Origin of the sequence: Bradyrhizobium erythrophlei (assembly GCF_042430365.1) — a bacterium.
Taxonomy (GTDB): Bacteria; Pseudomonadota; Alphaproteobacteria; order Rhizobiales; family Xanthobacteraceae; genus Bradyrhizobium; species Bradyrhizobium erythrophlei.
Window position 1 is genome coordinate 108036 of sequence record NZ_JBHMET010000187.1, and the last position, 19923, is coordinate 127958.

Here is a 19923-nt window from a genome sequence, read left to right on the forward strand (position 1 = left end):
GCAGACCGGCCGCATCACGACGCTCGGCCGCGGCGGCTCGGACACCTCGGCGGTGGCGATCGCGGCCGCGCTGCGCGCCGACCGTTGCGACATCTACACCGACGTCGACGGCGTCTACACCACCGACCCGCGGGTGGTGCCGAAGGCGCGCCGGCTCGACCGAATCGCGTTCGAGGACATGCTGGAACTGGCGTCGCAGGGCGCCAAGGTGCTGCAAGTCCGCTCGGTGGAACTCGGCATGGTGCACAACATGCCGATCTTCGTCCGCTCGAGCTTCGACAAGCCTGAGGATATCGACCCGCACGCCAACCAGCCGCCGGGGACGCTGATCTGCAGCGAGGAGGAAATCATGGAAATGCACGTCGTCACCGGCATCGCCTTCTCGAAGGACGAAGCCCAGATTTCCGTGCGCCAGGTCGAGGACAAGCCGGGGGTCGCCGCCGCGATCTTCGGGCCGCTCGCGGACGCCAACATCAATGTCGACATGATCGTGCAGAACGTGTCCGAGGACGGCAAGACCACCGACCTCACCTTCACTGTTCCGGCCAGCGACTATAACCGCGCCAAAGAGACGATTGCGGCGGCCAAGGCCAAGATCGGCTATGCGCGGCTCGACACCGCGACCGACGTCGCCAAGGTCTCGGTGATCGGCAGCGGCATGCGCAGCCATGCCGGCGTCGCGGCGAAGGCGTTCAAGGCGCTGGCGGACCGCAACATCAATATCCGCGCCATCACCACGTCGGAGATCAAGTTCTCCGTGCTGATCGACGCCGCCTATACCGAGCTCGCGGTGCGCACCCTGCACACGCTGTACGGGCTCGACCAGGCATAGGCCCGCCCACCCCCTCCTCTCCTGTGGAAGAGGGTGGCCACGGGCGGCCTTCTCCCGAACGGGGGAGAAGGAAAGAGAGCCTGCCAGCGCGCTTGGCTGATAGTTAGAATTTCTCTTAGCGGGCGCAGCATTGGGCTGACGCAGACGTTATTTGCTACTGGCAGGCGTTTTGCTTGGCAAAGCAAGCCTCGATTGGCTATACGGCCAGACAGGTGGGCTGCCGCAAACTGTGCCACAGTTTTGGCGATCCCGATTCGGCGGGGACTGGCGCTTGCAGCGACGCCGAATGACTAAAATTGTTGGCTTTGACGCGTTTTGCGCCAGCGGCCGGCCATCCGGTACGCTGGTTTTGCGGGGAGGGACTTAAAGCTATGCGGAGCGCGTCGGGAGGCCCCCGCGTCTTGCTGAGACGGCTCCGCGAAACCATGGCGGAGCAAGTCTCCGCCCAGGAGCGCCTCGACAAGATCGTGGTGCTGATCGCGGCCAACATGGTGGCCGAGGTCTGCTCGACCTATGTGCTGCGGGTCGACAACACGCTCGAGCTCTATGCCACCGAAGGTCTGAACCGCGACGCCGTGCACCGCACCGTGCTGAGCGCGCATGAGGGCCTCGTCGGCCTCGTCGCCAGCGAGGCGACGCCGCTGAACCTCTCGGACGCGCAGAGCCATCCGGCCTTCTCCTACCGCCCGGAAACCGGCGAAGAGATCTACCACTCGTTCCTCGGCGTGCCGATCCTGCGCGCCGGCAACACGCTCGGCGTGCTGGTGGTGCAGAACCGCGCCAAGCGCACCTATGTCGAGGAAGAGGTCGAGGCGCTGCAGACCACCGCCATGGTGCTGGCGGAGATGATCGCCTCCGGCGAGCTTGCGGCGCTGGCGCAGCCCGGCATGGAGCCCGCGGCGCGGCACTCCCTGCACAAGACCGGCGCGGTGCTCTCCGACGGCATCGCGCTCGGCCATGTCGTGCTGCACGAGCCGCGCGTCGTCATCACCAATTACATCGCCGAGGACCTGCCGAAGGAGATCAAGCGGCTCGACACCGCGCTTGCCAAGCTCCGCTCCGACCTCGACCGAATGCTGGAGCGCGGCGACGTCGCTGACGGCGGCGAGCACCGCGACGTGCTGGAAGCCTACCGCATGTTCGCCAACGACCAGGGCTGGTCGCACAAGCTGCACGAGGCAGTCGCCACCGGCCTGACCGCGGAAGCCGCCGTCGAACGCGTGCAGTCCGACACCCGCGCGCGCATGCTGCGCTCGACAGACCCCTATTTGCGCGACCGCCTGCACGACCTCGAGGATCTCGGCCACCGTCTGATGCGGCAGCTGGTCGGCCAGGACCACGCGCCCTCGCGCGAGCAACTGCCCGACAATGCGATCCTGATCGCGCGTGCGATGGGGCCTGCGGCGCTGCTCGACTATGACCGCAAGCGGCTGCGCGGCCTGGTGCTCGAGGAAGGCACCGCCAATTCCCACGTCTCGATCGTGGCGCGCGCGCTCGGCATCCCCGCGGTCGGCGAGGTGCCGAATGCGCCCGGCATCGCCGATCCCGGTGACGCCATCATCGTCGACGGCACCTCCGGCGAGATCTATGTCCGTCCCTCCGCCGAGATCGAATCCGCCTATGCCGAGCGGGTGCGCTTCCGCGCGCGGCGGCAGGCGCAATATTCGGCGCTGCGCGACTTGCCGTGCGTGACCAAGGACGGCCAGCCGATCGAGCTCTTGATCAATGCCGGCCTGACCATCGACCTGCCGCATATCGACGACACCGGCAGCGCCGGCATCGGCCTGTTCCGCACCGAGCTGCAGTTCATGGTGAGCCCGAGCCTGCCACGCTCGAGCGACCAGCTCGCGCTCTATCGCACCGTGCTCGACGCCGCGGGCGCAAAGCCCGTCACGTTCCGCACGCTCGATATCGGCGGCGACAAGGCGCTGCCCTATATGGAGACCGTGATCGAGGAGAACCCGGCGCTCGGCTGGCGCGCGATCCGGCTCGGCCTCGACCGTCCCGGCCTGCTGCGCGGCCAGATCCGCGCGCTGCTCCGCGCCGGCGGCGGCCGCGCGCTGAAGATCATGTTCCCGATGATCTCCGACGTCGCCGAATTCGACCAGGCCAAGGCGATCGTCGAGCGTGAATTGACCTATCTACGCCAGCACGGTCATTCGCTGCCCGAGCGCGTCGACGTCGGCACCATGGTCGAGGTGCCGGCCCTGCTCTACCAGCTCGACGAGCTCTTGAAGAAGGTCGATTTCGTCTCGGTCGGCTCCAACGACCTGTTCCAGTTCCTGTTCGCGGTCGACCGCGGCAACGCCAAGGTCTCGGATCGCTTCGACACCATGTCGACGCCGATCCTGCGCGCGCTGCGCGACATCGTGCGCAAGGCGCAGGCGGCGAAGAAGACCGCCTCGCTGTGCGGCGAGATGGCCTCGAAGCCGATCGGCGCGCTGGCGCTGATCGCGCTTGGCTATCGCTCGCTGTCGCTGTCGGCGACCGCGCACGGCCCGGTGAAGGCGATGATCCTCGACCTCGACGCGAAGAAGGCCGAGGCGATGATCAACCCGCTGCTCGACGCGCCGTCGGGTAGCGTCTCGATCCGCGAGCAGCTGACGAAATTTGCCGAAGCCGAGGGGCTGGCCTTGTAGCGACGCTGCCGTCGCCGTCGCCACCGCCCACCTTCCGCAATCCGAGAATCGCCCATGCTACCCGAAGCCAAACTCGACATCCTGCTCGCCCACCACGCTTCGCTCGAGGCGGAGCTGTTGGGCCAGGTCGGCTCCGATCGCTACGTTGCGATCACCCGCGAGCTTGCCGAGATCAACCCGCTGATCGACGCGGTGAAGGCCTATCGTAACGCGCGCACCGAGCTTGCCGACACCGAGGCGCTGCTCGCGGATGCTGCCGTTGACGCGGAGATGCGCAGCATGGCGGAAGCCGAGCTTGAGACGCTGCAAGCGCGGATCGGCGAGCTCGAGCAGAAGATCCGCGTCGCGCTGCTGCCGAAGGACGCGATGGACGACCGCAACGTGATGCTCGAAATCCGCGCCGGCACCGGCGGCGACGAGGCCTCGCTGTTCGCCGGCGACCTGTTCCGGATGTATGAGCGCTTCGCCAATCTGCAGGGCTGGAAGGTCGAGGTGATCTCGGCGAGCGAAGGCACGGTCGGCGGCTACAAGGAAATCATCGCCGAGGTGCAGGGCCGCGGCGCGTTCGCGAAGCTGAAATTCGAATCCGGCGTGCATCGCGTGCAGCGCGTGCCCGACACCGAGACGCAGGGCCGCATCCATACCTCGGCCGCCACCGTTGCGGTGCTGCCCGAGGTCGAGGATGTCGATGTCGACATCAAGAACGAGGATCTGCGGATCGAGACCATGCGGGCGGGAGGCGCAGGCGGCCAGCACGTCAACAAGACGGAATCGGCGATCCGCATCACCCACATCCCGACCGGCATCGTAGTGATGATGCAGGACAGCCGCTCGCAGCACAAGAATCGCGCGTCTGCGATGAACATCCTGCGCTCGCGCATCTATGACGCCGAGCGGCAGCGCGTCGAGGCCGCGCGCTCGGCCGACCGCAAGGAGAAGGTCGGGTCCGGCGACCGAAGCGAGCGCATCCGCACCTACAATTTCCCGCAAGGGCGCGTCACCGACCACCGCATCAACCTGACGCTCTACAAGCTGCCGCAGGTGATCGCCGGCGAAAGCTTAAGCGAACTGATCGACGCGCTGACCACCGAGCACCAGGCCACGCAGCTCGCCGCGCAAGGTGCGGCGGCGTGAGCACGTCCGTAGCCCGGATGAAGCGAAGCGAAATCCGGGATTTGCATGCGCGGATAACTCTGCCCCGGATTGCGCTGCGCTCCATCCGGGCTACGACACGACGGCGCTTTCCGTGAGCCCCTTAATCAACCAGACCATCGAGATGGCGCGGCGCGCACTCACCGCACACCTCAACGCCGCACAGATCGACTCCGCCGAGCTCGACGCGCGGCTCCTGGTCGGCGCCGCACTCGGCCTCGATCTGACCGGCATGATCTCTTCAGCGAATCGCGCGCTTACATCAGGCGAATCGGAGCGCCTCGAGACCTTCGCGCAACGCCGCCTCGCCGGCGAGCCGGTCGCGCGCATTCTCGGCATGAAGGAATTTTGGGGGCTGCCCCTCAAGCTCTCCGCCGCGACGCTGGTGCCGCGGCCCGACACCGAGACGGTGGTCGAACATGCGCTGGAGCTGGTCCGCGCCGATGGCGCCACTGATCGTCCGTTGCGGATAGCCGATCTCGGCACTGGCACCGGCGCGATCCTGCTCGCGCTGCTCTCGGAGCTGCGCAATGCGCAGGGCTTCGGCACTGACATCTCGACCGAGGCGCTCACGACGGCGCGCGAGAACGCCACCCAGCTCGGGCTTGCCGATCGCGCCACTTTCCTGGCCTGCGACTATGCCAGTGGCCTGACCGGCCCCTTCGACCTGATCGTGTCGAATCCGCCCTATATCCGCTCGGCCGACATCGCGGATCTCGCGATCGAGGTGCGCGAGCATGACCCGCGCGCAGCACTTGACGGCGGGGCCGACGGGCTCGATGCCTATCGCGCGCTGATCTCGCAATCTGCGGGTCTTATGGCCGCGAATGGCGCTCTGGTTGTCGAGGTCGGCCAGGGCCAGAGCGGCGACGTTGAAGTGTTGATGATGGCCGCCGGATTATCCCCAGCGGGGCCACCAAAAACCGATCTGGCAGGCATCCCGAGGGTGGTTTCCGGCCGCCGGTTGCCCCGATAAAGTCCTATTCGAACGCAAAAAAACCTCTTGGAATTACCCCCGGGAACGACTACGTTCCGGGCACAACATCGGTACTGGCCCCGTAGCCCACGGGTGATGACCAGGGTTCTTGAGCGAGAGCCCGCCGATCGAAAGGTTCCAAAACCGCAGGTCATATTGAGCGCAATAGCCGGAGCTGTGCTGCTCTCGACCGCCAAGCGAACGAAAGCCTGTTATTGCGCTTGAAGACTTACGCGAGAGAACTGGGCCTGTCTCGACAGGCGGAATGATTTGGTCGCTGGCGAGACGCCGGCGGTTGGGGAACGCGTCTTTGTTGAACGCGATGGTCGGCGACATCGAAACCAATTTGAACGGGAGTGCGATTCCGTGCGCTTAAAGCCACGCCGAATCGAACGAAGCTATGGACGGAAATAAAACACAGGGCTGGAATAGAAGGCGAGACATGAGAAACGGTCAAAACAACAAGCGGATGCGCAACCGGAACAACAACAATAACAACAACAATAACCGGCGCGGCCAGAATCCCTTGACGCGGGTGTATGAATCGAACGGACCCGACATCAAAATCCGCGGCACGGCCTCCCACGTTGCCGAGAAATATGTCCAGCTCGCGCGCGATGCGCGCTCTTCCGGCGATCCCGTCGCCGCCGAAAACTACTACCAGCACGCCGAACACTACTACCGCATCATCGCGGCCGCCCAGGAGCAGTTCCGGCAGAATCAGCAGCCGCCGCGCCCCGATGCCGAGGCGACGCCGTCCGACGACAGCGATGATGACGGCTATTCGAGCTTCGGCCAGGAGCCGGGCTTCGTGCCGCAGCAACCCTTCATGCGCGAAGGCGGCCAGCAGCCTTATCAGCGCGACCAGCAACAGCCGCGCGAGCACCGCGGCGAGCGTGAGCAACGTCCGCAGCCGCAATATCAGCAGCAACCGCAGCCGCAGAACCAGCCGCAGCCCGTGCTGGCCGATGCCGGCGGCGTCGACCGCCTGCCCTCCTTCATCACCGGCACCCCGCAGCCGCAGGTCAACGGTACCTATGAAGGCAATGGCGGCGGTGAACGCAGCGAACGTGGCGAGCGCTTCCCGCGTCGTCGCCGTCGTCCGCACGGGCCGCGTCCCGACATGGCCGCCCAGCCCGCGCCGAGCGAGGACGTCAATCCGGGCAACGAGTAAGCTTTCGGATCAATTGCTGAAGATTGGGGCGGGCCTCGCGACAAGCGGCCCGCCCTTTTATTTTCACCATGGCATTTTCGCGCGACGCCGCCGCCGGTTCGCGTGAAGAAGACGCGTCAAAACTAGAATCTAAAGCTTCGGTTCGGATTCAAGCAGAACCCGAAAATGCGCTAGCCCCGTGCCCCCGGCGACGACGGCACCAGCACCGGCTGCAGCGACGGGATCAGGCGTGTGCGCTCACGGGTGGCGGGGATCGCGCGATAGACCTGCTTGCTGGCCTCGACAATGTGCACGCCGGCGAACGGCAGCGACAGCGCCGCACCGACGCGCTCCCACGCCATCGCCGATCGCAGGAACCAGCCGCCGGCGACCGGCGGCATGAACAGCGCCTCGCCCCAGGCCGCCGGCGTGAACCAGGTCTGCCGCAGCAATTGCGTGATCTGCGCGCGCGAATAGGGCCGGCCATGGCCGAACGGCGTGGTATCGGTGCGCGTCCACACGCCGCGGCGATTCGGAATCACGGCGATCAGCCGCCCCGACGGCGCCAGCACGCGCCAGACCTCGCGCAACAGCCGCTCCGGATCGTCGGACATTTCAAGCGCATGCACCAGAAGCACGCGGTCGACCGCGGCGTCCGGCAGCGGCATCGAGAACTCGTCGATCAGGGTCGCCAGTGCCGGCCGGCCGGTCGGCCATTTCAAGACGCCCTGCGCCGCCGGCATGAAGGCGATGCAGCGCTCGCAGGATTCGCGGAACAGGCCGAGATAGGGCGTCGGATAGCCGAGCCCGAGCACGCGCTGGCCCTCCGCATTGGGCCAGCGCTCGCGAATACCGCGGTTGATGAGCTGCCGCGCCACGATGCCGAGGCGCTGAGAATAGAAATCCCGGAGGTCGATGACGTCCATATATCCAGCCTAACATGCCGCACGCGGCCGCGGGGCGCGGAAAATTGCGTTGCCGCATGAGCGTTAACGCCATATTTCACCCCTATATTGGGCGTGTTAGACACCCGTCCGTTTTGTTCGTGGAGATACCATGGCCGCCGAGATTCGCACCTTCCCCTGCCTCACCGACAATTTCGGTTACCTGATCCACGATCCCGCGACCAAAGCCACGGCGTCGATCGACGCGCCCGAGGCCGGCCCGATCATCAAGGCGCTGGAGCGCGAAGGCTGGACACTGACCGACATCCTGATCACCCACCATCACGGTGACCATGTCGGCGGCGTCGCCGAGCTGAAGGAAAAATATGGTTGCCGCGTCGTCGCCCCGCGCGACAAGTCGGCGAAGATCGCCAATGTCGATCTGCGCGCAGTCAATGCCGACGTGATCAAGGTCGGCAGCCTGTTGGCGCGCGTGGTTGAGACGCCCGGCCACACGCTCGACCACATCTCCTACGTGTTCGACGGCGAGAAGGCGGTGTTCGCCGCCGACACGCTGTTCTCGATCGGCTGCGGACGGGTGTTCGAGGGCAACTATCCCATGATGTGGGATTCGCTTTTGAAGCTGCGCGCGTTGCCCGACGACTTCCGCCTCTACTGCGGCCACGAATACACCGCCGCCAACGTCAAGTTCGCGCTGACGGTCGAGCCCGACAATCCGGCGCTGCAGGCCCGCGCCGCGGAAGTCGCGAAACTGCGTGCCGACAACAAGCCGACCGTCCCGACGCTGCTCGGCGACGAGAAGAAAGCCAATGTGTTCCTACGTGCCGACGAGCCGTCGGTCGCGGCCAAGCTGCATATGAAGGGCGCCGACCCTGCCCAGGTGTTCGGCGAGCTCCGCGAACGCAAGAACAAATCCTGATGTCACAGCCCTCGGCTGCCGATGTGATCGCGCGGCTCGAGCTGAAGCCGCATCCCGAAGGTGGGCACTATCGCGAGACGTTTCGCGACACGCGCACCGACGCCAACGGGCGATCCTGTTCGACCGCGATCTATTACCTGCTCGCGCGTGGCGAGCGCTCGCACTGGCACCGCATCGATGCGGTCGAGATCTGGCACTATTACGCAGGCGCGCCGCTGATCCTGCGGATCGCGCATGAGGGCTGCACCGAGCACACGGTCCAGCTCGGGCCCGACGTCGTGGCCGGCGAACGGCCACAGGCGATCGTGCCCGCCGACGCCTGGCAGGCCGCCGAGAGTAGCGGCGACTGGACGCTGGTCGGCTGCACCGTGGCGCCGGGATTCGAGTTTGCGGCATTCGAGATGGCGCCAAAGGGATGGGAGCCGGCGTAGACGCTCGTCGACCGCGGGGCGCGAGCTTCGTAGGGTGGGCAAAGCGAAGCGTGCCCACCATTACGAGCGAAGTATCGATGGTGGGCACGGCGCAAGTGCGCCTTTGCCCACCCTACTTTCCCCACACCTAGGATTTTCTCCACACCATATCCTTCGCCGCGATCAGGCCGCCGCCGGCGATCAGGATCGCGGCGATGGCGATGTTGGCGCTGGGTTTTGCGAACCCTGCGAGGATCAGGAACGCGGTCGAGAGCAGCGGCGTCGCGTAGGAGGCGGCCCCCAGCACGCGGATGTCGCCGCGCTTCATGCCGATATCCCAGGTGAAGAACGCCGCCCCCACCGGGCCGATGCCGAGCGCTGTGACCGCGAGCCATTGCAGCGGCGTTTCCGGCCAGATCGTGGTCTCCACCATCATGTGGACGAGCGCAGCCAGCACCGCGGTCGCGAGGCAGAAGCCCGCCACCGCATCGGTCGGCACCGCCTTGAGGCGGCGCGACATCACCGAATAGGACGCCCAGACGAAGGCCGCGACAAAGGCCGCGGCAAGGCCCGGAATCTGGCCCGGCGTAAAACTGCCGGTGTTGCCGACGAACAGGAGCACGGTGCCGACGAGGCCGAGCACCGCGCCGATGATGTGGTGCGCGGCGAGCCGCTCGCCCGGCAACAGCGAGGAGAACAGCACGATCAGCAGCGGCCAGAGATAGTTCAACAGCCCGGCTTCCGCCGGCGGCGCGTAGCGCAGCGCGAGGAAGTAGAGCGCGTGATAGCCGAACAGCCCGCCGACGCCGACGACCCAGGCCACCGCCGGCTGCTTCAGCGCGCCGAACGCTATGGGGCGAAACAGGAAGCTTGCGAACGCGACCGCGGCGCCGATCGTGAACGTCATGGCGGCGAGCTGAAACGCCGGGATCTTTCCGGTCGCAACCGTCATCACCGACAACAGCGACCACATCAGGATGGCGGTCAATCCAACAAGGGTAGCTGTACGGGTCGTCATCGGGGCACTTCCGGGCCATGCACGCGCGACGCGCGTCTTCGCGCGAGGTACCGCAGCCACGTCGTCGTTGTTCGGGCCCACCCTTGTAAAGACGTCAATGCCCGGCACAAGGCCGGGCATGACCACTTTATCGCTATCGCGTGCGTCGCGACGCCGCGCGGCGGTCAAGCGTGATACTGACCGCCGTTGATGGTCAGCGTCGAGCCGGTGATGAAGCCGGCGTCGTCCGCGGCCAGGAACACGACCGCGCGCGCGATCTCCTCGGGCTCGCCGAGGCGGTTGACCGGGATCTGCGGAATCACGTTCTTTTCCAGAACGTCCTTCGGCACGGCCTGCACCATCTCGGTGTTGATGTAGCCCGGCGCGATCACGTTGACGGTGATGCCGCCCTTGGCGTTCTCCAGCGCGAGCGCCTTGGTGAAGCCGATATCGCCGGCCTTCGCCGCCGAATAGTTGACCTGGCCGAACTGGCCCTTCTGGCCGTTGATCGAGGAGATCGATATGATGCGGCCGAACTTGCGCGCGCGCATGCCCTCGATCACCTGGCGCGTCATGTTGAACAGCGAGCCGAGATTGGTGTTGATCACGGCATTCCACTGCTCGAGCGTCATCTTGTGGAAGGCGGTATCGCGGGTGATGCCGGCATTGTTGACCAGCACGTCGACCGGGCCGAGCTCGGCCTCGACCTTCTTCACGCCGGCCGCGCACTCGTCGAACGAGGCGACGTCCCACTTGTAGACGGGGATGCCGGTCTCCGCCTTGAACTTCTCCGCGGCAGCATCATTGCCGGCGTAGCTCGCCGCCACCTTGTAGCCGGCCGCTTTCAGTCCCTTGCTGATCGCAGCTCCGATGCCCCGCGTTCCGCCCGTCACCAATGCAACACGTGCCATGTCCGTCTCCTCCTTGGCCGTCTTTTTCAACCGGAATAGCTCCGGTTTTCGCAGTCGCACTCACTCGCACTTCAAAACAAAAATGCCCGGCACAAAGCCGGGCATCTTATTTATCAGCTCGCGCCGTGGTTGACAGATGATCTTTTCATCATCCAACCCGCTCCGCTGCCTCTTGTTCAGTCGCGTGCAACGCACATTGCGATGCCCATGCCGCCGCCGATGCACAACGTGGCGAGGCCCTTCTTGGCATCGCGCTTCTGCATCTCGTGCAGCAGCGTCACCAGCACGCGGGCGCCCGAGGCGCCGATCGGATGGCCGATCGCGATCGCACCGCCGTTGACGTTGACCTTGGCCGGATCCCAGCCGAGGTCCTTGTTGACGGCGCAGGCCTGCGCCGCGAACGCCTCGTTGGCCTCGATCAGGTCGAGGTCGGCGATGTTCCAGCCGGCCTTCTTCAGCGCGGTGCGCGAGGCGGGGATCGGGCCGGTGCCCATGATCTTGGGATCGACGCCAGCCTGCCCCCACGACACGATGCGGGCGAGCGGCGTCTTGCCCTGCCTGGCCGCTTCCTTGGCGGTCATCAGCACCACGGCGGCGGCGCCGTCATTGATGCCCGAGGCGTTGCCGGCGGTCACCGTGCCGTCCTTTTCGAAGGCCGCGCGGAGCTTGGCCATCGCGTCGAGGGTGGCGCCATGGCGCGGATATTCGTCCGTATCGACCACGACGTCGCCCTTGCGGCTCTTGATGGTCACCGGGACGATCTCGTCCTTGAACTTGCCGGCCTTCTGGGCGGCCTCGGCCTTGTTCTGCGAGGCGACGGCGAATTCGTCCTGCTGCGCGCGGGTGATCTGGTACTGCTTGGCGACATTCTCCGCCGTGTTGCCCATGTGGTAGCCGTTGAAGGCGTCCCAGAGGCCGTCCTTGATCATGGTGTCGACCAGCTCGAGGCCGCCCATCTTGACGCCGCCGCGCAGGTACTGGGCGTGCGGGGCCATGCTCATGGATTCCTGTCCCCCGGCGACGACCACCGACGAATCGCCGTTGACGAGCGCCTGGTAGCCGAGCGCGACCGAGCGCAGGCCCGAGCCGCAGAGCTGGTTGACGCCCCAGGCCGGGCTCTCAACCGGAATACCGGCCGAAATCGACGCCTGGCGGGCCGGATTCTGGCCCTGCGCCGCGGTCAGGATCTGGCCCAAGATGACTTCGGAGACCTGACCCGGCTCGACGCCGGCGCGCTCCAGCGCCGCCTTGATGGCGATCGCGCCAAGGTCGTGGGCCGGCGTGGTGGCGAACGCGCCGTTGAAGCTGCCGACCGGGGTGCGGGCGGCGCTGACGATGACGACATCGTCTGACATGGACATCTCCTATTGGTTATTAGGCTTGGGTTTCTCGACGGCGGGCGGCCGGTTGGCTGGCCTGTCTCTTAGCTCGTATCCTGTTAACCCGATTGAGGCGTGTCAATCGGTGTCAATCGGACAGTGGCCGAATTTGCGCCGCGACGCACTCAAAATAGCACCCTTGGCAGTTTCCTGAGCAATACCTATGCTTTGGGATTAACCGTGCCGCACAAAACGGTAGCCGAACCGCTTTGAAAATGCTTACCTTTGCTGCGATGCGTTGCATTTAGCCCTGCGGCGATGCCGTAGGGTTCCAGGTTCTTCGGTGTTGAAGTGAGAGCCCATGGCAAAATCTGAACAACCCACCACGATCAAGAAATATGCGAACCGGCGGCTCTATAATACCGGTACGAGCACCTATGTGACGCTCGAGGATCTCGCGGCGATGGTGAAGGAGGGCGAGGATTTCCTCGTCTATGACGCCAAGACCGGCGACGACATCACCCGCTCGGTGCTGGCACAGATCATTTTCGAGCAGGAGAACAAGGCCGGCCAGAACCTGCTCCCCACCACCTTCCTGCGCCAGCTGATCCGCTTCTACGGCGACAGCATGCAGATGGTGGTTCCGAAATATCTCGAGCAGTCGATCGAGACGCTGACCAAAGAGCAGGAGAAATTCCGCAAGCAGATCGCCGGCGCGTTGAGCGGAACGCCCTTTGCTCCCTTGGAAGAACAGGTCCGCCGCAACATGGAGCTGTTCCAGCAGACCTTCTCGATGTTCAAGCCGTTCGTGCCGCAGCGCACGAACGCCGAGCCGGAGAAGGTGCCGGAGCCCGCGCACGACGAGAGCAACATCGACGACCTTCGCCGCCAGATGAAGGACATGCAGGAACGCCTCGAGCGCATGTCGCAGCCGAAGAAGGACGAGTAGGCCTTCTGCCCGTTGCCTAGGCCGGTACCGCCTCGATCACGGCGAATCGCCCCGCCGGTGTGATCGACGCGGTCCGAAGTCCTGCTCGCCGGAGCAATTCACGGTACTGGACTTCGGCACGCTCCTGGCCGCCGGGACCGCGAAGCATGTTCAGATCGCTGAGCGCATGCGATTTATGCTCATCGCAGGCCAGCAACGCCTCCGGCATGATCCGCTCGACCAGCAGCAGGGTCCCGCGCGCGGGAAGCGCCTGCCGGCAGTTGTGAAGAATGGCGTGACTTCGCTCGTCGTCCCAGTCGTGGATGACGCTCTTCAGGATGATTACGTCTGCGATGCCAGGCACAGAGACGAAGAAATCTCCTGCCAGAAAATTGGCCCGGTCGGTCATTTTCAATTCGGCGAGATGCGCATTCGCGTCCGCGGCGCAGCGGGCCAGATCGAAGATCGTGCCGCGGATTTGCGGATATCGCATGAGGACCGCACCAATCAGTTCGCCCGAGCCACCGCCCACGTCCATCAAATGGGAAAAGCGCCCGAAGTCATAGGCGTTCAGCAGATCGGCCGTGACAAGGCCGGTGAGGTCGGCCATCGCCGCATTGAAGATGCGCACCTGGTCTGGCGCGGTGGCCATCATATCGAAGCTGCTGTTGAAACCGCGGAGCTGCGCCGCCGTCTTGCCGGTCATGATCGTCTCCAGCATGCCGGCCCATGAGCGCGAAAGCATTTCCCCCTCGAAGATCGCCCAAGCCTTGAACGAAGGCCGTGCCGTCGACGCCAGCGCGGCCCCGGTCGCGGTCAGCGCGTAGTGGTCATGCTCGGTCCGCTCGCAGATCCCGATGGTCGACAGCGCTGCCAGGAGACGCGCCAGTGCGCACCGGTCCGCACCGGTCGCCGCGGCAAGGTCATCGAATGGTTTCGCTCCGCTCGACAAGAGGTCTGCAATCCCGAGCTTGGCCGCCACGTAGATCGTAGCCGTGATCCGATGCGACTGGATCAGATCGAGAAGCGTCAGCGCTGCCGGTGACGACATGGCCCATCCTCCTGCTTGCTATCTGGCGTCGCGGATATCGACCAGCCGGCCATTTTCGGCGAGCCAACTTCGTTGCCTTTCGATTCCTGCCTTCAATTCGTCTGCGGTACCGGAGAGGACGTTGTGACCGCCGGCCTCGAGCTTGCGACGGACCTCGCTATCTGCGCAGACGGCGGCAACATCCGCCGCAATCCGCGCCTTCAGAGCATCGGGCATGCTGCGGCCGCCAAAGATTCCGGCAAGACCGTTGATCTCGAGTTCGGGATAGCCAAGTTCCTGCGCCGTTTTCACCTCCGGCAACACAACGGCGCGAGTCGGATTGATCACCGCAAGGAAGCGCGCCTTGCCGGTTTGCACGGGTGATTGGGACGCCGCGAGCGAGGTCACCAGCACCTGGATCCTTCCCTCGCCCAGATCGGCTTGCGGCTGCGCCGCGTCGCGGTAGCTCACATGGTTCATCGAGAGCGCGTGCCGCTTGAGGAACGCCGCAAAGACATATCTCGGCAGCGTTGGCCCGGAGGTCCAGGCGTATTTGCCGGGTTGCGCCCTCAGCACGTCGATCAGCTCGGGAATGGTGCTGACCCCAAGGCCGTTGCTCACGGCAAGGGTGAGGACAATCGACGTCGTCGACGCAACCGGCTGCAGATCGCGCTCGACGTCATAAGGAAGCTTGTCGATCAAAAGCGGCGCCACGGTCACCGAACCACCGACGGTATAGAGCAAGGTGTGATCGTCCTGCGCCGCAATAAAGGCGCCGACCCCGATCGTCCCCTCGGCACCGGTTCGATCTTCGACGACCACCGGCTTTCCCCATCGCCTTGACAGCGCATCCGCGAATATCCGCGCAGCCGCATCGTTGGCGCTGCCGGGAGGAAACGTCACGATCATCTTGACGGGGCGTTCCGGCCATCCGGCCTGTGCCGCACCTCCGGGACTGAGCAGCAGTAAGCAGACCGACACCACAATCGAGATCAGGCGGGACATTTCCATGGTCGCCTCCGCTCTAGGGGTGGGGATGGGACTCCAATTTACGGCGCGGCTTGCGCCGGCCATTTCCTGGGCGCGCGTAGCTATTGTTGGCTTCAATGACGCGCACGAGCATGTCCAGCAGCGACGCACGCTCCATTTTGGTCAGCGGCGCCAGGATGCGATCCTGTGCGGCAAGCAATGAGGGACGCAGCCGACGGCGCAACTCTGCGCCGCGGCGGGCGAGGAAAAGCTGTCGCGCCCGCCGGTCGTCGGGATCGATCTGGCGTTGCACCAGGCCTTTTTGCTCGAGGAATTCGATGATCTGCCCGAGCGTGACCGCGTCGATGCCGATCCGCCTCGCGACGTGCCGCTGGCCACTCCCCGGCTCTTCCGCGATGGCGGCTAGCACCGCCCACTGCAGCGGCGTGAGGCCTTCACGGCCGAGAATTTCCGCCGTGACGCCAAGGCACAGTTGGTGAAACCGGCGCGCAAGATGCGCGGGGACCCGGTGCGAGACCAGAATCGTATCCGCCGTGGGATGCTCTGCGCTCATCGGCCAGCCGATAATAAGTTTTCTAATAATAAGAATATTTAGTATTTCGTCAATGGCTCACTGCGGCGCAGGGCGGCGGGACCGGCCCCGTCACGCCGACAAATCGCTTGAGGCGGTCGAGTTTCAGGGTCCTCGCACCAAAGTCCGGCTGCAATCACCCCGCCGCCGGCAGCTTCGTCTCCGGCGCGCTCCACGGCCGGTCCGGCGAGGCCAGCCCGATCAGGCGGCCCTGGATGAAGTCGCAGCCCCACTCGCGCAGCATCACCGCGGCCTCTTCGTCCTGCACCCATTCGGCGACCGTCTTGATCTGAAGGCGGCGGGCGAGATCGATCAGCGTCTGCACGAAAGCGCGGTCGTCGGCCGAGCGCGCGATGTTCTGCACGAACGCGCCGTCGATCTTCACGATATCGACGCCGAGCTTGCGCAAGTTACGGAACGAGGTGTAGCCGGCGCCGAAATCGTCGATCGCGATCCGGCTGCCGAAATTCTTCAGCCGCGTGACGAAGCCGCGCACGTCATCGATGTCCTGGATCGCGACCGTCTCGGTGATCTCGACGATCAGCCGCTCGCCGACGCCGGGATGGGCGCGCATCAGCGATTCGATCGTGGTCCACCAATCCGGATCCATCGTCGTGTCGGGCGAGATGTTGAGGCTGAGCTGCACATTCGGCGCGGCTGCAAGCTCGGCCACCGCGAGTTCGAGCACGCGATGATCGACCAACCGGATCAGGCCGAGCCGCTCGGCGACCGGCACGATATCCGGCGCGAGCAGCGCCTGGCCGTCCCCCTGCTCCATGCGGACCAGACATTCGTAGAACGCCGGTTGCCGCGAGCGCGCGTCGACGACGGGCTCGAACCCGACCACGATCCGCCGTTCGTTTAGCGCGGTGACGATCTCGTCGGTGACGCGGATGTTGACGCGGCGCTGGGCGTCGCGCTCGACATTCGGCTTCCACAGCGCGAACGATCCGGCGCGGCGGTTCTTGGCGGCGTCGAGCGTTTCCTGGGCGCGGTTGATCGCCTCCTCGGCGGACCGCGCGTGACGCGGGATGGTGACGGCACCGATCGAGGCCGTCACCGACACCGGACCGGATTTGGTCGGCACAACCTCGTCGCGCACGGCAGCCAGAAAGCGTTCCGCCGCGACATTGGTGTCGTCGACGGTGCAGTTGCGCAGGATCAGGCCGAACTTGTTGCCGGAGAAGCGGCCGAGCATGTCGCCGCCGCGCAGCCGGGCGCGGATCCGCTTGGCGACCTCGGCGATCACGGCGTCGGCGACGTCGAAGCCGAAGGCGTCGTTGACGCGCGCCAGATGATCGATGCCGATCAGCATGAAGGCGCAGGAGGAGCGGAAGCGCGTGCACTCCTCGATCGTCTCGGCGAGCGAGGCGATCAGATGGGTGCGGTTGAGCTCATTGGTCAGCGGATCATGCCGCGACAGCTTCAGGAGCTGCTCGTCGCGGGCGTGGCGCTCATTGTTGATGCGGACCACGCCTTGCGCACGCGCCGGCCGGCCGTCGCTGCCTGCAAACCAGCAGCCGGTTTCCTCGATCCAGAGCACCGGCGCGGAGGTCGCCGCACGCACGCCGTACTCGATCCGGTACGGGACCGCCTCACCGCTCCGGACCGGCGCCGGATGGCCCAGCGCCTCGGATCGAACCGAGCGCGACGGTTCGATCAGCTTGGCGAGCTCGGCGCCACTCGCGAGCTGCTCCGGCGGGATGTCAGGAAAGACCGCCGCCGCGTTGTCGCTCCAGGCGATCGCGTCGGTTGCGAGATCCCAGACGAAGGTCGCCTGGCCGAGCGAGGCAAGGATGCTGGCAGCTGGCGGGACAGGGGGCATCGAGCTTGCCTCGTTTTGGGATACCACCGGGTGATTCCTGCACCCAAGGATAGTGGTTCACACGAATCGGACGCTAGGCGAGTTTGATAAATAATCTGGAAACCACGTTTGGCTGTGACAAGGAACGAAACCGAGGCTGCCGGCATAATCCTTGCCACGACCAGAGCGTGGAGGGGCGCAATGTCCCAAAATGTGACGGTCGGGCAGGCTTTGAGCGAGATGCTGGATATCAACCAATCAGAGGTCCCGGACGTCGAGATCGTCAACGATGGCGAGCCCGCCTGCACCGAGCTGGTGCCGCTGGCCGCGACCACCCATTGGGCACCCAAGATCCCGCTGCCTCAGGCCGACCCGTCCTTCATCGCCCATTTGATCGCGACCGCCGCGCATGAGCCGCAGACCCGCGGCCTGCGGCGAGGATCGCTGGCGGATGCGCAGACCGCCTACGGCCCGCATGTCTACGAGCGCCGCAGCGTCGCGCGGCGGACCCGGCAGATCGTCTAGAATCTGAGAGCTAGCGCTGCGGCGTGCCTGCCGGCGGCTGACCGCCCGCCGGCAGTTCGGCAGATGCGATAGACGCCCGCGGCTCGGCATGATCCTGCAACACCTGCTCGGCGACCGAGGCGGCCGCCGGCGCCGGCGAGGCCGCGGGCGCTGCCGGCGCAGGATCGACATGCGGTTCGCGCGCTGGCTCAGGTTCAACCTTGCGCGCAGGCTGGCTCGCCGTTGCGGCAGACACCGTCGGCGCCGCCAGTGCACGACGGCGCGTGCGCAGCGCAATCCCGGAGAGGAAATCAACCAGCGCGAGCAGGGTCAGCAGGAAATAGGTCGAGGTCGCGAATTTCGGCCAGAGCACGAATTCGGCGGCAGCAGCGCCGAACACGATCAGCGACAGCAGATGGTCGGTGAGATATTTCGCGCCGGGCCGGGCGCCCTTGATCACCTCGAGCAACAGCAACAGCGCGGCGACCGCAAGCAGCACGTCGCTCAGCGTCACCTGCCATTCCGCGCCCGACATCAACGGCAACTTGATCAGCGGGTCCGTGAAGGACGCGCCGGGCATCAGGAAGACGATGATGTTGTAGACCGCGAGCGGAATCAGGAGCAGCGGGAAACCGACCATCAGGGCTGGGCTTTCATCAGGAGAACCGAGCATTGCAGCGATGCGTTCGCGCTGCACACGCGCCCATATCGCACGCGGTGGCCGAGATCAGGCGTGGCGCCGCGCGGCCGATCGCCGCGCAGGCCGGATATCCGGTCAGGACTCTTTCTTGGCCTTCAGGACCTGGCGGCCCTTGTACATGCCGGTCTTGAGGTCGAGGTGGTGCGGACGGCGCAGCTCGCCGGAGTCCTTGTCCTCGACATAGGTCGGGGTCTTGAGCGCATCGGCCGAGCGGCGCATGCCACGGCGCGAAGGCGAGGTTTTTCTTCTGGGAACGGCCATGACGGTGTCCTCTAGGGGTGTTGCGGAGGCATCGTCCGAAATGCGGACGGCACAGCGCTGTAAGCGCATGCTGCGATGCCGGTAAGGCCGCGCTTATAGAGGAAGGGACCGCGTAAAGCTAGGGTGGCAAGCAGGAAAATGTGCCCGAAATCGGCTCAAAAGGCGCGATTTTCGCGCCAGCAGCGCTCGACCGCGTTGGCCCGGACCATATAGGTCGCGGACAGGCGCCGCACCCCCGGCCCCGGGTTGCGGGCACTGCGCCTGACCGGATTGGGCAGGATCGCCGCCAGCAGCGCCGCCTCGCGCGGCGACAGACCCGCGGCGGAGCGGCCGAAGGCATATTGGGAACCGGCTTCGACGCCGAACTGCCCCGACGGCCCCATTTCGGCGATGTTGAGGTAGATTTCGAGGATTCGCTGCTTCGGCAGCACGAAATCGATCCAGAGCGCCAGCGGCAGTTCCAGGCCCTTGCGGATCACACTGCGGCCGGGCCAGAGGAACAGGTTCTTGGCAAGCTGCTGGGTGATCGTCGAGCCGCCGCGCGCCGCCTCGCCGTCCTCGGCATCGTCAATGGCCTCGCGCAGCGCGCCCCAATCGACGCCGCGATGGCTGCAGAACTTGGCATCCTCCGAGCCGACCACCGAGCGGGCCAGATAGGGCGACATCGCGCTGAAATCGACCCAGTGCCGCACCACCGGCGCGCCCTTCAGGGTGCGCCAGGCCATCAGCGCCGAGACCGGATGGCCGGTGCGGTAGAACGGCGTCATCAGATAGGGCAGCAACAGCAGGGCCAGCAAAAACAGCAATAAAATTTGAACGATGCGCAAAATGGCCCTTTCCGGCTCGACGCGGTCGCCGCAGCCGGAACGGGCCGGCCTTGACCGACGTCTGTGGGATAATTCACGGTTTTTCCAGCACTTTT

General features: G+C 65.4%; 20 protein-coding genes. 9 read left to right on the top strand and 11 right to left on the bottom strand.

What is annotated here, in order from left to right; all coding sequences use genetic code 11:
* The 5 genes from ACFFWD_RS26915 to ACFFWD_RS26935 all read left to right on the top strand — a co-directional run.
* A partial coding sequence (locus ACFFWD_RS26915) for an aspartate kinase (protein ID WP_376970302.1) occupies positions 1 to 832 on the top strand: 832 nt, incomplete at its 5' end.
* Positions 833 to 1203: 371 nt separating this feature from the next.
* Positions 1204 to 3471: a phosphoenolpyruvate--protein phosphotransferase gene (gene ptsP, locus ACFFWD_RS26920; protein ID WP_376970304.1), complete on the top strand. Its 2268-nt coding sequence runs from the start codon at positions 1204 to 1206 to the stop codon at positions 3469 to 3471.
* Positions 3472 to 3525: 54 nt separating this feature from the next.
* The gene (prfA, locus tag ACFFWD_RS26925) at positions 3526 to 4605 is read left to right on the top strand and encodes a peptide chain release factor 1 (protein ID WP_376970306.1); all 1080 of its coding nucleotides are present in this window, start codon (positions 3526 to 3528) and stop codon (positions 4603 to 4605) included.
* Positions 4606 to 4747: 142 nt separating this feature from the next.
* Entirely contained in the window at positions 4748 to 5599 is an 852-nt protein-coding gene (gene prmC, locus ACFFWD_RS26930) for a peptide chain release factor N(5)-glutamine methyltransferase (protein ID WP_376970434.1), read from the top strand.
* 442 nt (positions 5600 to 6041) lie between these two features.
* Positions 6042 to 6773 carry a DUF4167 domain-containing protein gene (locus tag ACFFWD_RS26935; RefSeq protein WP_376970308.1) on the top strand — a complete coding sequence of 244 codons (732 nt, stop codon included), beginning with the start codon at positions 6042 to 6044 and terminating at the stop codon, positions 6771 to 6773.
* A 170-nt stretch (positions 6774 to 6943) separates the two neighbouring features.
* Here the strand turns inward: ACFFWD_RS26935 and ACFFWD_RS26940 are convergent, their stop codons facing one another.
* Complete coding sequence (locus ACFFWD_RS26940; RefSeq protein WP_376970310.1) at positions 6944 to 7678, bottom strand: class I SAM-dependent methyltransferase; 735 nt, start codon at positions 7676 to 7678, stop codon at positions 6944 to 6946.
* Positions 7679 to 7808: 130 nt separating this feature from the next.
* On the opposite strand from ACFFWD_RS26940, the gene gloB reads away from it, so the two are divergent.
* Both gloB and ACFFWD_RS26950 read left to right on the top strand, forming a co-directional pair.
* Positions 7809 to 8576: a hydroxyacylglutathione hydrolase gene (gene gloB, locus ACFFWD_RS26945; protein WP_376970312.1), complete on the top strand. Its 768-nt coding sequence runs from the start codon at positions 7809 to 7811 to the stop codon at positions 8574 to 8576.
* The gene (locus ACFFWD_RS26950) at positions 8576 to 9007 is read left to right on the top strand and encodes a cupin domain-containing protein (RefSeq protein ID WP_376970314.1); all 432 of its coding nucleotides are present in this window, start codon (positions 8576 to 8578) and stop codon (positions 9005 to 9007) included. The genes gloB and ACFFWD_RS26950 overlap by 1 nt, the downstream gene beginning before the upstream one ends.
* Before the next feature lie 127 nt (positions 9008 to 9134).
* Here the strand turns inward: ACFFWD_RS26950 and yddG are convergent, their stop codons facing one another.
* The 3 genes from yddG to ACFFWD_RS26965 form a co-directional block, all read right to left on the bottom strand.
* Positions 9135 to 10004, bottom strand: a complete 870-nt coding sequence (yddG, locus tag ACFFWD_RS26955; protein ID WP_376970316.1) for an aromatic amino acid exporter YddG — start codon at positions 10002 to 10004, stop codon at positions 9135 to 9137.
* Between the two features lie 164 nt (positions 10005 to 10168).
* Positions 10169 to 10894 (bottom strand): acetoacetyl-CoA reductase, encoded by a 726-nt coding sequence (phbB, locus tag ACFFWD_RS26960; RefSeq protein ID WP_376970318.1) that lies wholly within the window; start codon positions 10892 to 10894, stop codon positions 10169 to 10171.
* Positions 10895 to 11070: 176 nt separating this feature from the next.
* The gene (locus ACFFWD_RS26965) at positions 11071 to 12249 is read right to left on the bottom strand and encodes an acetyl-CoA C-acetyltransferase (protein WP_376970320.1); all 1179 of its coding nucleotides are present in this window, start codon (positions 12247 to 12249) and stop codon (positions 11071 to 11073) included.
* Positions 12250 to 12574: 325 nt separating this feature from the next.
* Between ACFFWD_RS26965 and phaR the strand changes: the two genes are divergently transcribed.
* Positions 12575 to 13162 carry a polyhydroxyalkanoate synthesis repressor PhaR gene (phaR, locus tag ACFFWD_RS26970; protein WP_376970322.1) on the top strand — a complete coding sequence of 196 codons (588 nt, stop codon included), beginning with the start codon at positions 12575 to 12577 and terminating at the stop codon, positions 13160 to 13162.
* Positions 13163 to 13178: 16 nt separating this feature from the next.
* On the opposite strand, the gene ACFFWD_RS26975 is transcribed toward phaR, so the two are convergent.
* The 4 genes from ACFFWD_RS26975 to ACFFWD_RS26990 all read right to left on the bottom strand — a co-directional run bounded on the left by ACFFWD_RS26975 (position 13179) and on the right by ACFFWD_RS26990 (position 17557).
* Entirely contained in the window at positions 13179 to 14192 is a 1014-nt protein-coding gene (locus tag ACFFWD_RS26975; protein ID WP_376970324.1) for a methyltransferase, read from the bottom strand.
* A gap of 18 nt (positions 14193 to 14210) precedes the next feature.
* Positions 14211 to 15182, bottom strand: coding sequence for a Bug family tripartite tricarboxylate transporter substrate binding protein (locus ACFFWD_RS26980; RefSeq protein ID WP_376970326.1), 972 nt, complete (start codon positions 15180 to 15182; stop codon positions 14211 to 14213).
* Positions 15183 to 15195: 13 nt separating this feature from the next.
* On the bottom strand, positions 15196 to 15714 hold the full coding sequence (locus tag ACFFWD_RS26985; RefSeq protein ID WP_376970328.1) for a MarR family winged helix-turn-helix transcriptional regulator: 519 nt from the start codon (positions 15712 to 15714) through the stop codon (positions 15196 to 15198).
* Between the two features lie 154 nt (positions 15715 to 15868).
* The gene (locus tag ACFFWD_RS26990) at positions 15869 to 17557 is read right to left on the bottom strand and encodes a putative bifunctional diguanylate cyclase/phosphodiesterase (RefSeq protein WP_376970330.1); all 1689 of its coding nucleotides are present in this window, start codon (positions 17555 to 17557) and stop codon (positions 15869 to 15871) included.
* Positions 17558 to 17737: 180 nt separating this feature from the next.
* On the opposite strand from ACFFWD_RS26990, the gene ACFFWD_RS26995 reads away from it, so the two are divergent.
* Positions 17738 to 18061 (top strand): hypothetical protein, encoded by a 324-nt coding sequence (locus ACFFWD_RS26995; protein WP_376970332.1) that lies wholly within the window; start codon positions 17738 to 17740, stop codon positions 18059 to 18061.
* Between the two features lie 10 nt (positions 18062 to 18071).
* Here ACFFWD_RS26995 and ACFFWD_RS27000 read toward each other — a convergent pair whose 3' ends face one another.
* The 3 genes from ACFFWD_RS27000 to mtgA form a co-directional block, all read right to left on the bottom strand.
* Entirely contained in the window at positions 18072 to 18680 is a 609-nt protein-coding gene (locus tag ACFFWD_RS27000; RefSeq protein WP_376970436.1) for a hypothetical protein, read from the bottom strand.
* 135 nt (positions 18681 to 18815) lie between these two features.
* Complete coding sequence (gene rpmF, locus ACFFWD_RS27005; protein WP_044536294.1) at positions 18816 to 19001, bottom strand: 50S ribosomal protein L32; 186 nt, start codon at positions 18999 to 19001, stop codon at positions 18816 to 18818.
* A 155-nt stretch (positions 19002 to 19156) separates the two neighbouring features.
* Positions 19157 to 19828 carry a monofunctional biosynthetic peptidoglycan transglycosylase gene (mtgA, locus tag ACFFWD_RS27010; protein WP_376970335.1) on the bottom strand — a complete coding sequence of 224 codons (672 nt, stop codon included), beginning with the start codon at positions 19826 to 19828 and terminating at the stop codon, positions 19157 to 19159.
* Positions 19829 to 19923: the final 95 nt, after the last annotated feature.